Origin of the sequence: Streptosporangium sp. NPDC049046, assembly GCF_040649155.1 — a bacterium.
Lineage (GTDB): Bacteria > Actinomycetota > Actinomycetes > Streptosporangiales > Streptosporangiaceae > Streptosporangium.
The window spans coordinates 264,418-276,156 of sequence record NZ_JBEZEZ010000006.1 but is presented as its reverse complement, the minus strand read 5'-3'; the positions used below and the strand labels follow the sequence as shown (position 1 = coordinate 276,156).

Annotated in this window: 8 protein-coding genes; all 8 read right to left on the bottom strand. The window is 71.2% G+C overall.

Annotated elements, in window-relative coordinates; all coding sequences use genetic code 11:
- Positions 1 to 1,123: 1,123 nt before the first annotated feature.
- Positions 1,124 to 2,071: a sigma-70 family RNA polymerase sigma factor gene (locus AB0B96_RS10955; protein WP_362897661.1), complete on the bottom strand. Its 948-nt coding sequence runs from the start codon at positions 2,069 to 2,071 to the stop codon at positions 1,124 to 1,126.
- 211 nt (positions 2,072 to 2,282) lie between these two features.
- Positions 2,283 to 3,455: an imidazolonepropionase gene (gene hutI, locus AB0B96_RS10950; RefSeq protein WP_362897659.1), complete on the bottom strand. Its 1,173-nt coding sequence runs from the start codon at positions 3,453 to 3,455 to the stop codon at positions 2,283 to 2,285.
- Positions 3,452 to 4,825, bottom strand: coding sequence for a formimidoylglutamate deiminase (locus tag AB0B96_RS10945; protein WP_362897657.1), 1,374 nt, complete (start codon positions 4,823 to 4,825; stop codon positions 3,452 to 3,454). The genes hutI and AB0B96_RS10945 overlap by 4 nt, the downstream gene beginning before the upstream one ends.
- Positions 4,813 to 5,976, bottom strand: a complete 1,164-nt coding sequence (locus AB0B96_RS10940) for an allantoate amidohydrolase (protein ID WP_362897778.1) — start codon at positions 5,974 to 5,976, stop codon at positions 4,813 to 4,815. Before AB0B96_RS10940 ends, AB0B96_RS10945 begins: the two co-directional genes overlap by 13 nt.
- 105 nt (positions 5,977 to 6,081) lie before the next feature.
- The gene (locus AB0B96_RS10935; RefSeq protein WP_362897655.1) at positions 6,082 to 6,768 is read right to left on the bottom strand and encodes an SDR family oxidoreductase; all 687 of its coding nucleotides are present in this window, start codon (positions 6,766 to 6,768) and stop codon (positions 6,082 to 6,084) included.
- 42 nt (positions 6,769 to 6,810) lie between these two features.
- Positions 6,811 to 7,635 (bottom strand): MurR/RpiR family transcriptional regulator, encoded by an 825-nt coding sequence (locus AB0B96_RS10930; RefSeq protein WP_362897653.1) that lies wholly within the window; start codon positions 7,633 to 7,635, stop codon positions 6,811 to 6,813.
- A 180-nt stretch (positions 7,636 to 7,815) separates the two neighbouring features.
- Positions 7,816 to 9,471 (bottom strand): urocanate hydratase, encoded by a 1,656-nt coding sequence (gene hutU / locus AB0B96_RS10925; protein ID WP_362897651.1) that lies wholly within the window; start codon positions 9,469 to 9,471, stop codon positions 7,816 to 7,818.
- A 367-nt stretch (positions 9,472 to 9,838) separates the two neighbouring features.
- Positions 9,839 to 11,650: an ABC transporter ATP-binding protein gene (locus tag AB0B96_RS10920; RefSeq protein ID WP_362897649.1), complete on the bottom strand. Its 1,812-nt coding sequence runs from the start codon at positions 11,648 to 11,650 to the stop codon at positions 9,839 to 9,841.
- Positions 11,651 to 11,739 lie beyond the last annotated feature (89 nt).

Sequence of the window (11,739 nt, the reverse complement as noted above, 5' to 3'; positions counted from 1 at the left end):
GGCCCGCGACCGTTCACGCTGCGGTGGGCGGGTGCTCCGGCCGGCCGTCTCAGTTGCGCTCTGGTGGTTCAGGCCTCCGGCCTGCTCGGGCGCGGTGGTTGCGGGCTCTTTTCAAGCCGGCCGGAACACCCGCCCACCTCCGCTGCGCACGCCCCCGCCGCACGGCGCGCGGACCGTAGTCGCTCTCTCTCCGGCCGCCCTGTGACCTCTGTGCGGCTGAAGCGATCCGTACGAGACCGCTCAGCGTGAGCCGCCGTAACTGAAGCGTTACTTTCGAAAGGAGCGCACGGCGCGCACCGTAGAAAACCAGACCCCCACCGCACCGATCCCTCTCACCACACAATGCGGCGGAACACATAAACAAACCACGAAACAGCCCGAGCCATGCCGGTTCAGACCCTTACGAATAGCCGACGTCCCATAGCGCAGAGGCGGCAGGCATTCGTCACAGTGGTCACGTTGCCCGTCCTGTGAGGCGAGTCCCACATCCTGCGCAGCGACCGCGCGCATTCGGACCGAACACCGGCGCACGATTCCGACGACGAAAGCAGCCGCTCTCACAGAACCTCCGACCCGCGCTGCCCCCTCCCTACGCCCGTCGTGTCTCGCTCATGGAAGACCGACGCCCCGCCCTGCGCACCTTTCCGAGGTAGAGCTTCAGCTACGGCGCTCCCTCTCGACGGTCCCGTACGGATCGCTTCAGCCATCCACGGAACCCAGGGCGGCCGGAGAGAAAGTCACTACGGTCCGCACGCCGTACGGCGAGAGCACGTGCAGCGGAGGTGGGCGGGTGTTCCGGCCGGCTTAAAAGAAGCCCGCAACCACCGCGCCCGAGCAGGCCGGAGGCCTGAAACGCCAGACGGTGACTGAGACGGCCGGCCGGAGCACCCGCCCACCGCAGCGTGAACGGCGACGCACCACAGCCCGAACAAGTACGAGCGGCATCACCAGCCGCCGGCCCCTGATGGCACACCGCCGGTGTCCGGACTACGGGGGAGGCTCAAAGCGTGAGCAGCGATGGAACTCACCACAGCCTGCACAACACCGCCACAGCGACAAGCCTCACCGTAAAGAACCCCACGATCCGGCACGGTCCAAACGAGACCGTGCCGGATCACGAAGCTCAGGCCGCCGTCGCCATCTTCCGCAGCCGGGCCAGAGCGTCACGCTCGATCCGGCGGGCGCGGTCGCGACCGATGCCGTACCGCTCGCCGACCTCGGTCAGCGTGTGCTCGCGGCCGTCCATCAGGCCGTAGCGCCAGCGGAGCATCTCACGGGTCTGCCCCTCAAGCCCGGTCAGCCACTCCTCGAGGCGCTCGCGCTCCAGGATGTCCATCGCCTGCTGCTCGGGGTCGGCCCACGTGTCATCGGCGATCATGTCGCCGAGCTCGGTCTCGTCCTCGTCACCCACGCCCAGTTGCAGGGAGACGGGGTCGGAGGCCCAGCGGCGGAGCTCACGGACCCGCTCGATGGGGAGTTCGAGCACCGTGGCCAGATCGGCGTCGGTCGGCTCGACGTCGAACTCGGCCAGCATGTCGCGACGGACCCGCATCAGCCTGGTCATCTGCTCGCCCGCGTGGGTGGGCAGGCGCACCGGCCTGGCCTGCTCGTGGATGGCGCGTCCCACCGACTGCCTGATCCACCACGTGGCGTATGTGGAGAACTTGTAACCGCGCCGGTAGTCGAACTTCTCGACCGCGCGGACCAGCCCCAGGTTTCCCTCCTGGACCAGATCGATCAGCGGCATTCCCCGCCCGGAATATTTGCGCGCGACGGCCACCACAAGACGTAGATTGGCCTGGATGAATTCATCCTTGGCCCTCTGTCCGGAAACGGCCAGCCGTTCAAGCTCCTCATCGGCCGCGTCACCGATCCGCGGCTCCGTCAATCCGCCCAACCCACCGTCCAGCAACTGCTCAGCGAAGAGACCCGCCTCGATCCGCTTGGCGAGCTCGACCTCTTCCTCCGCGGTGAGCAGGGGCACCCGTCCAATCTCTGCCAGGTAGGTCCCGAGCAGGTCTCGATCAGAGACATGCTGATCCTGCGTCCGATTCCCCGTCGGCCTTGCCATCCGATGGCACCTCGCTCCGCGTGCTTATGACGTGTCCAACCGCTCGCTCAAGGCCCCGTGCGCTCAGACACATCGCTTGTCTTTTCAACGGACGGATCAGGGCAAAGATTCCCTCAAGAAGTACGCCTGGAGAATGGTTTTGGATTTCCTCCTCAAGGAGGATGTTTCCCTGCGCCGCGACGAGGGCCACCACTAACCCCAGCAAAGGGGCTCAAACCAGGCGGCGCCCCTCCTTCCAGACCTGCCTCACCAGCGGTACCCCCGGCCGGTAGGCGAGGTGGACGTAGGTGGGTGTGTCGAGAATCACCAGATCCCCCCTGCTGCCCACCCGCAGCGTGCCGACGTCCCCGCGGCGCAGCGCCCTCGCCCCGCCGTACGTGGCGGCCCTGATCGCCTCCAGCGGTGTCATCCGCATCTCACGGACCGCCAGTGCCACGCAGAACGGCATGGAGGAGGTGAAGGAGGAGCCGGGATTGCAGTCGGTGGCGAGCGCGACGGTCACCCCGGCGTCCAGCAGGCGGCGGGCGTCGGGGTAGGGCGAGCGGGTGGAGAACTCCGCGCCGGGCAGCAGGGTCGCCACCACCCCCGACGACGACAGCGCCGAGACGTCGTCGTCGCTCAGATGGGTGCAGTGGTCGGCGGAGGCCGCGCCCACCTCGGCGGCGATCCGCACCCCCGGCCCCTCACCCAGCTGGTTGGCGTGGATCCGCGGCAGCAGTCCCGCCTTCACCCCGGCGAGGAGGATCTCCCTGCTCTGGTCGGCGTCGAAGGCTCCGCGCTCGCAGAACACGTCGATCCACCGGGCGTGCGGCACGCACGCCTCCAGCATCTCCCCGGTGACGGTGCGGACGTACTCGTCGGCCGAGGAGGCGTCGGGGGGGACGACGTGCGCGCCCAGGTAGGTGGTCTCCTCGGTGAACCTCCGCGCGATCTCCAGTGACCGGCGCTCGTCCTCGACCGTGAGACCGTAGCCGCTCTTGATCTCGACCGTGGTCGTCCCCTGGGCGAGCATCTCGGCGACCAGGGCGGCGGTGCGCGCCGCGAGTTCGGCGTCGGAGGCGGCGCGGGTGGCCGACACCGTCGTACGGATACCTCCCGCCGTGTACGGGCGCCCCGCCATGCGGGCGGCGAACTCGGCGCTGCGGTCGCCCGCGAAGACGAGGTGGGCGTGGCTGTCGACGAAACCGGGGATGACGCAGCGCCCCTCCACATCCACCCGTTCGTCGGCGTGCGGAGCCGCGTCGGCGGGACCCGCCCACACCACCTCGCCGCCCTCGACCACCAACGCCGCGTTCTCGATCTCCTCCCGCGCCGGGTCGCCCGTGTAGAGCAGGCCGATGCCGTCGAAAAGGGTGCTCGTCACCGGACGGTCCTCGCTCGTCATACCGACCTCTCCTCCCGCGCCTCGGCGAGTACCTCGCCGACCGCTTGCGCGAGCATCGCGCCCACGTCGCCGAGTACGTGCCCGCCGTCGACGACCACGTGACGCCCGCCCGACACCACGGAGTGCACGTCGGCGGCCGTCGCGGCGAAGACCACGGTCTCCGCCAGGTGCGCCGGGGATGCTCCGGCCGTACGGACCGAGTCCAGGCGCACCGACACCAGGTCCGCCCAGGCACCGGGGACGAGCATGCCCGCGTCGGCGAAGCCGAGCGAGTCGTGCCCCGCGGCCGTGGCCGCGTTCAGGAGTTCGGCGGCCGACCAGTGACCGCGCCGCTCGGTCGCGAGCCGCTCGTCCAGTTCGACCGCGCGGGCCTCCTCGAACAGGTCGATCACCGCGTGGCTGTCCGAGCCGAGCGTGATGGGCGAGCCCGCCTCGAACAGCCTCCTCGCCGGCCCGATGCCGTCGGCGAGGTCGCGCTCGGTCGTCGGGCACATGCACACGCGCGTGCCGGAGGCGCCGAGCAGCGCGACGTCCACGTCCGACAGGTGCGTGGCGTGTACGGCGGTCGAGCGGGGACCGAGCGCGCCGTGCGCGTCCAGCAGCTGGACCGGGGTCGCGGCGTAGGCGTCCACGCAGGCGGCGTTCTCGGCCCGCTGCTCGGAGACGTGGGCGTGCAGCGGGACCGCGTGGTGCCGGGAGAACTCGGCGACCACGGGGATCTGCTCGGCCCGCACCGCGCGGACCGAGTGCACGGCCACGCCGATCTCCACGTCCCGATCCTCCCGGTATCCGGCCACGAGCGCCTCGGCCCGCGCGGCCCACCCGTCGGCGTCCCCGTCGCCGAAGCGCCGCTGCGCACCGCTCAGCGGGGTGCCGACGCCGCCGGTCAGGTAGCAGGCGTCCAGGAGCGCGATGCGCAGCCCCGCCTCCCGCGCGGCCTGGACGAGCGCGTGTCCCATCGCGTTCGAGTCGTCGTACGGCCTGCCGTCCGGCCCGTGGTGCAGGTAGTGGAACTCCCCCACGCAGGTGATCCCGGCCAGCGACATCTCGGCGAACGTGGCCCTGGCGAGCCTGAGGTAGGAGTCGGGGTCGAGCGTTCCCGCCACGCCGTACATCCGCTCGCGCCAGGTCCAGAAGCTGCCCTTCTCGCGCTGCGTCACCCCGCGCAGGGCGCGGTGGAAGGCGTGGGAGTGCGCGTTGGCGAGCCCGGGAAGGGTGAGGCCCGCGAGCCGGACGGCTCCGCCGGGCGGGGTCGTCACGCCGGTGACGATCTCGGCGATCAGGGTGTCCCTGACCTTGACGAGTACTCCCGCGACGGCCTCGCCCGGCGGCAGCCAGGCCAGCTCGCACCAGTAGTTCAGCTCCCGCACAGGTCCTCCACGACGGCGGCGAGGGCGGTGACCCCGGCGTGACAGTCGGCCCGGTCCGCGTGTTCCTCCGGAGAGTGCGAGATTCCCGTTGGATTGCGGACGAACACCATCGCGCTGGGCACGCCCGCGGAGGCGAGGATGCCCGCGTCGTGTCCGGCGCCGGTCGGCAGGACGGGTGCGCCGCCCGCGGCCTCGGCGACCCGTTCCCGCAGGGCCGCGTCGAAGTCGACGACCGGGGTCCACGACTCGACCGTGACCTCGGCACCGGAGAAGTCGGTGAGTTCGGCGACGAGCTCCCTCACCGCGTCCTCGTCGCCGCCCCTGGCGTCCAGCCAGGCGCTGACCAGGCCGGGGATGGCGTTGGCGTTGTTGGGCGACACGCGCGTCTTGCCGAAGGTGGCGACCACGCCGCCGCGCTGGGCGGCCTGGCGGGCGTGCAGGACGGTACGGGCGAAGGGCAGCATGGGGTCGTCGCGGTCGGCCAGGCGGGTGGTGCCCGCGTGGTTGGCCTGGCCGTGGAAGTCGAACCGCCAGCGGCCGTGCGGCCAGATGGCCGAGGCGACGCCGACCTCGGCGCCGACGTGGACGAGGTCCTGTCCCTGCTCGACGTGGAGTTCGACGAAGACGCCGATGTGCCGCAGGGTCTCCTCGTCCCTGCCCAGAGCGCCGGGGTCGCGCCCCGCCGCGCGCAGCACCTCGGCGAGCGAGTCGCCCTCGTCGTCCTTCAGGGCGCGGGCCCTGTCGGGGTCGAGGATGCCGGTCAGCAGGCGGGAGCCGACGCACGGGACGCCGAACCTGGCGCCCTCCTCGTCGGTGAAGCAGGCGATTCCCACGGGGCGCGCGGGCCGGAAGTCCTTCGCCCGCAGCAGGTCGAGGGCGGCGAAGGCCGACACGACGCCGAGGGGGCCGTCGAAGGCGCCGCCCTGGCGCACCGAGTCGAGATGACTGCCGGTGACCACGCCGGGCCGGTCCGAGGGGTCACCCCACCAGGCCCACAGGTTGCCGTTGCGGTCCTCCCTCAGGTCGAGGCCGCGTCTGTCGGCCTCCTGCCCGAACCATCGCCGGAGTTCCAGATCCGCGGGCGACCACGCGTCTCGCAGGTAGCCCCGGGTCCGGCCGTCACGTCCGAGGTGCTCTATGGCACCCCACATCTCGTCGAACACCCTCCCATTATGTGAATGAGACCATTCATTGGCGAGCCCGCCGCGCCCTCGGCCCGGCGCCCTCCCGACCTGAGGCGCCTTCGGTCACCGCGCTCAGTTCGAGGGCTTGCCGGTAGGACGGATGGTGATCTCGGTGATGCTGGCGTCCGGGGACGCGGTCAGAGCGGTCAGCACCACCCTGGCCACCGAGTCCGCGTCGAGGTGATCCTCCTGCCGGTAGGGGCCGCCCTCCTGTGCCCGTACCTCACGCTGCATGTCGGTCGCGACCCGCCCCGGGTAGATCGTGGTGACCTGGAGCTCGGGCTCCTCCAGGCGGAGCCCGTCGGCGAAGGCGCGCAGCGCGTACTTGCTCGCCGCGTAGGAGACCCAGCTCGGGTTCGCCCGCAGCCCGGAACCGGAGTTGATCAGCACCACGTGGCCGTGCGCCGCGCGCAGGGCGGGCAGCAGCAGCCGGGTGAGCTCGGCCACCGCGACCACGTTGATCTCCATCGTGCGCCGCCACACCTCGGCGGGGGTCTCCTCGACACGGCCCAGGTTCACCACGCCCGCGCTGTGCACCAGCACGTCGAGCCGGTCGATGTCGGCGACGTCGGCCTCGGTGACGGCGGTGAGCTCCACCGGCCAGGGCCGCGCGCCGGGCAGCTCGGCGACCATCCCGGACAGCGCCTCGGTGTCGCGTCCGCCGAGCAGCAGGTCGTGCGTGGGGGCCAGGGCACGGGCGATCGCGGCGCCGATCCCTTTGGAGGCGCCGGTGATCAGCGCGGTAGGTCGTTCTGACATGGCAGTCACCTTACCCACGACAAAAACGATCACCGCGGGCCGTCAGTCGAGGTGCTCGGTGAAGACCCCGGCCTGGTCGGTCATCCGCTCGTACTCCTCAAGCCTGGCCTGGGTGCGCAGCGGCGCCGCGTCGGCCATCGCCTCCACCAGCACCATGGCCAGGGCGAGAGGGCCTGCGTGCGAGTCGAAGACGAGCCGCTCGCCGACGGGGGCGGCCAGGACCACGTCCGCCGCGAAGGGCACGTCCCGCCGGTCGGTGATCACCGCCGTACGCAGGCCGAGGTGGCGGGCGTCCCGCAGGGCCTGCACGGCCTCGGCCGGGTAGCGGGGCAGGACGACGGCGACGAGCCAGGCCGCTCCCGCCCTGCGCGCGGCGTACAGGCCGTCGGCCAGCTCGGAGCCGCCGTGGGTGAGCAGGCGGACATCGGGGTGGATCCGCCGCGCGAAGTAGGCGAACGTGGTGGCGAGCCCGCTCGACACCCGCAGGCCGAGCACCGGCAGGGGCTCGCATCCCGCCAGGTTGGCGCCCAGCTCGGAGAGGTCGGAGGGGTCGCTCAGCGCGTCGCGCACGCTCCGCAGATTGTCGATCTCCACGTCGATCGCGGTCTGCAGCTCGTTGGCCCGCGACGGCCTCCTGCCGCCCACGACCAGGGGGCGCAGCGCCTGCCGCAGCTCGGGATATCCCCCGAAGCCGAGCACCATCGCGAACCTCGTCACCGACGGCTGGCTCACCCCGGCCCGGTCGGCGAGCTCCACGCTGGACAGGAAGACGGCCTCGGACAGGTGGTCGCCCAGGTAACGCGCGATCCGCCGCTGCACGGGCGACAGTCTCCGCCCCTCCAGAAGCCCATCGAGTCCGTCACCCACGCCCCCTCCAACCGCTCGAACCCCCACGAGCATTCCCCTCCCGTCCCGCCCCGCTGTCGTTCATACACCCGCGGAGACGAAAACGAGCGGCACCGGGGGAATTCGCGCACCGCGATCGGGACGCGGCACGCGAATCGGCACCCGTACGTTCCCGCGGCGCCCCGGTCGCGGCGCGTCCGGTCAGGACTCGCGCATCGGGACGCGCACACCCCGCTCCTCGGCCACGGTGACGGCCTCGTCGTACCCGGCGTCGACGTGGCGGATGACGCCCGTGCCCGGGTCGTTGGTGAGGACCCGGTTGAGCTTCTCGGCCCCCAGCCTGGTGCCGTCGGCCACGGTGACCTGCCCCGAGTGGATGGAACGGCCGATGCCGACACCGCCGCCGTGGTGGATGGAGACCCACGCGGCGCCGGAGGCGACGTTGAGCATCGCGTTCAGCAGCGGCCAGTCGGCGATCGCGTCGGAGCCGTCCGCCATGCCCTCGGTCTCCCGGTACGGGCTCGCGACGCTGCCGCAGTCGAGGTGGTCACGGCCGATCACCAGCGGGGCCTCGATCTCCCCCGAGGCGACCATGTCGTTGAACCGCTCCCCCGCCAGGTGACGCTCGCCGTACCCGAGCCAGCAGATGCGGGCGGGCAGCCCCTGGAAGTGGACCTTCTCCCCGGCCATCCGGATCCACCTGGCGAGCGGCTCGTTGTCGGGGAACAACTCCAGGATCGCGCGGTCGGTCTTGGCGATGTCGGAGGCGGCGCCGGACAGCGCGGCCCAGCGGAACGGGCCCTTGCCCTCGCAGAACAGCGGCCGGATGTAGGCGGGCACGAAGCCGGGGAAGTCGAACGCGCGGGTGTAGCCCGCGAGCAGCGCCTCGCCCCGGATCGAGTTGCCGTAGTCGAAGACCTCGGCCCCGGCGTCCTGGAAACCGACCATCGCCTCCACGTGGGCGGCCATGGACTCGCGAGCCCTGCGGGTGAAGCCCGCCGGGTCCTTCTCGCGCTCGTCGGCCATGTCCTCGAAGGCCACGCCGACCGGCAGGTACATCAGCGGGTCGTGGGCGGACGTCTGGTCGGTGACGACATCGATCTCGGCGCCCCTGCGCAGCAGTTCCGGCACGACCTCGGCCGCGTTGCCCTCGACCCCGATGCTCAGCGGCTCGCGCCGGTCGCGGGCCTCGTACGCCAGGCGCAGCGCCTCGTCGAGGTCGGCGGCGCGGACGTCCAGGTAGCGGTGCTCGATGCGCCGGTCGATCGACCTGGGGTCACAGTCGACGCAGATCACCACGCCGCCGTTCATCGTCACGGCGAGCGGCTGGGCGCCGCCCATGCCGCCGAGCCCGGCGGTCAGCGTGATCGTCCCGGCGAGGCTCCCGCCGAACCGCTTGGCGGCCACGGCCCCGAAGGTCTCGTAGGTGCCCTGCAGGATGCCCTGGGTGCCGATGTAGATCCAGGAGCCGGCCGTCATCTGCCCGTACATGGTGAGCCCGGCGGCCTCCAGACGCCGGAACTCCTCCCAGTTGGCCCAGTCGGGCACCAGGTTGGAGTTGGCGATGAGCACCCGGGGCGCCCACTCGTGGGTGCGAAACACCCCGACGGGGCGGCCCGACTGCACCAGCAGCGTCTCGTCGCCCTCCAGGGTGGTCAGCGTACGGGTGATCGCGTCGAAGGAGCGCCAGTCGCGGGCGGCCTTGCCCGAGCCGCCGTAGACGACGAGCTGCTCAGGATGCTCGGCGACCTCGGGATCGAGATTGTTCTGGATCATGCGGAGCGCCGCCTCCTGCGGCCACCCCTTGGCGGTGAGCGTGGTGCCGCGCGGCGCGCGCACGATCCGGCTGCCGGACATGCCCGACCTCCCCCTCAAGAATGAATGAACGTATTCATACTTGGTCACCCGGAGGCCACCGGTCAACCCGGCAAAAGGGGTGCCGCGGGCAGCACGCCCGTGGCACCCCCTGATGTAGCCGTAACGATCGCCACGCCCCGGCTCCTCCGTCCCGCACGGACGGGACCGGGTGATCGAATGCGGCGCGCGCCCGATGGGCGCTCCGATGCGAAGGAGAGGCTTCGCACAGGCGGGGATGCCCGGTTCACCGGACGGCGAATCAGCCCCTCGACTCAGTGTCCGAATTATTCCTTTATGAACGATATGAATTTACGCAACCAAGCCGATCCCCGCAGGACCAGGTGGGAAAGGGAACGGGCAGGCGGCCTCAGCCGGGCAGCAGGAACTGGGTGGTGGCCAGCTCGCGGTAGAGGACGTCGTCGGCGAGCAGCTCGTCGTGGGTGCCCACGGCCCTCACCCTGCCCGCCTCCATCACCACGATCCGGTCGGCCCCCGCCACGGTGGAGAGGCGGTGGGCGATCACCAGCACGGTCGTCTCCGCCGCCACCTCCGCGACCACCTCCCGGAGCCTCAGCTCGTTGACCGCGTCGAGCTGGGAGGTGGCCTCGTCGAGCAACAGGAGCCGGGGACTGCGCAGTAGTGCGCGGGCGATGGCGACCCGCTGGCGCTCGCCGCCGGAGAGCATGATCCCTCGATGGCCGACCCGGGTCTCCAGTCCCTCGGGGAGCCGGGAGACCAGATCCTCCAGCCGGGTACGGGCGAGCACCCGCCAGATGTCGGCCTCGTCCACACCCGGCGCGGCGAAGACGAGGTTCTCCCTGAGCGTGCCGTCCAGCACCGGCGCGTCCTGCTCGACGTATCCGAGGCAGGCGCGCAACTCGGCGAGCGGCCAGTCCGCGATGTCGCGGCCGTCGATCGTGATCGTCCCCGCATGCCGCTCGTAGAAGCGCTCCAGCAGTGCGAAGACCGTGGACTTGCCCGCCCCTGACGGGCCCACCAGGGCGGTCAGGCCGCCCGCGGGCACCTCGAAGGAGACGGCGTCGTGGACGACCGGTCTGTCGTCGCCGTAGCGGAAGGCGACGTTCTCGAAGACGACCCCGGCGGGGGCCCTGCCGACCTCGTACGCCGCGCCGTCCGCTCTCTCGGCGGGAAGCTCCTCGATCTCGCGGATCCTCTTCACCGCGGCCAGGCCGTTCTGCACCTGCGTGAAGCCCTGGACCAGCTGGCCGATGGGGGCGACCAGATAGAACAGGTACAGCAGGAAGGCGATCAGCGAGGAGACCTCCAGCACGCCGGAGGTGACCCGCGCGCCGCCCACGCCGAGCACGGCCACGAACGCCAGTTGCGCGGAGACCCACGCCGAGACGCCGGCGATCGACGTCAGCCAGGCCACGGCGATCCCCCGGTCACGCGCCTCGCGGGCCGCCTCACCCACCGCGGCGATCTCCCGCTCCTCCGCGCCGCTCGCCTTCACGGTACGGAACGCCTGGAGCACCCGGTCGAGGACCGCGCCCATCTCGCCCACCGCGACCTGCGCCTGCATCGAGGCCCGCTGGATGCGGGGCATGATCAGGCTGACGAAGCCGCCGACCACGACCATCACTCCCAGCGTGATGAGCAGCAACATCCCGTCGATGAGCGCCATCATCACCACGGCGCCCACGAGCATGAACAGCGAGCTGACCGTCTCGACCACGCCGTTGGTGAACACCGCCCGCAGCAGCGTGGTGTCCGAGGTCACCCTGGACATCAGGTCACCCGGCTTGAGCCGATCGACCTCGGAGACCCGCAGCCGCAGCATCCGGTCGACGAGGGTACGGCGGGCGGAGAAGACGATGCCCTCGCCCATCCGTTCCAGCACGTAGTTACCCAGCGCGCCGATGACCGCGCCCAGGAGCACGGCGGCGGTCAGGCCGAGCACCGGACCGAGCAGGGAGCGCTGCTCGCCGAAGGCGTCGATGACCGTCTTGGCCAGGAGTGGCATCGCCAGCCCCGCCAGCGAGCCGACCAGGCTGAGCACCCCGCCCAGCAGCAGGGCCCTTCTGTGGGGCCGCATGTAGGCGACCAGCAACCGCCAGGAGGCGGACTTCGGCACGGTGCCGCCGAGTTGCCCCGGTTCGCCGGGGTCTTCAGTGTTTCCCGCGTCGTTTCCAGCGTCCCGTGATACGACCCCCGCCAACGTGTCCCCCTCAGAAACGACGCGATCGGCCTTCGGCCGCTTTTCCTGTCTACCGCGCACGAATCCATCTCGGGCGGCTCGCCCTGGTC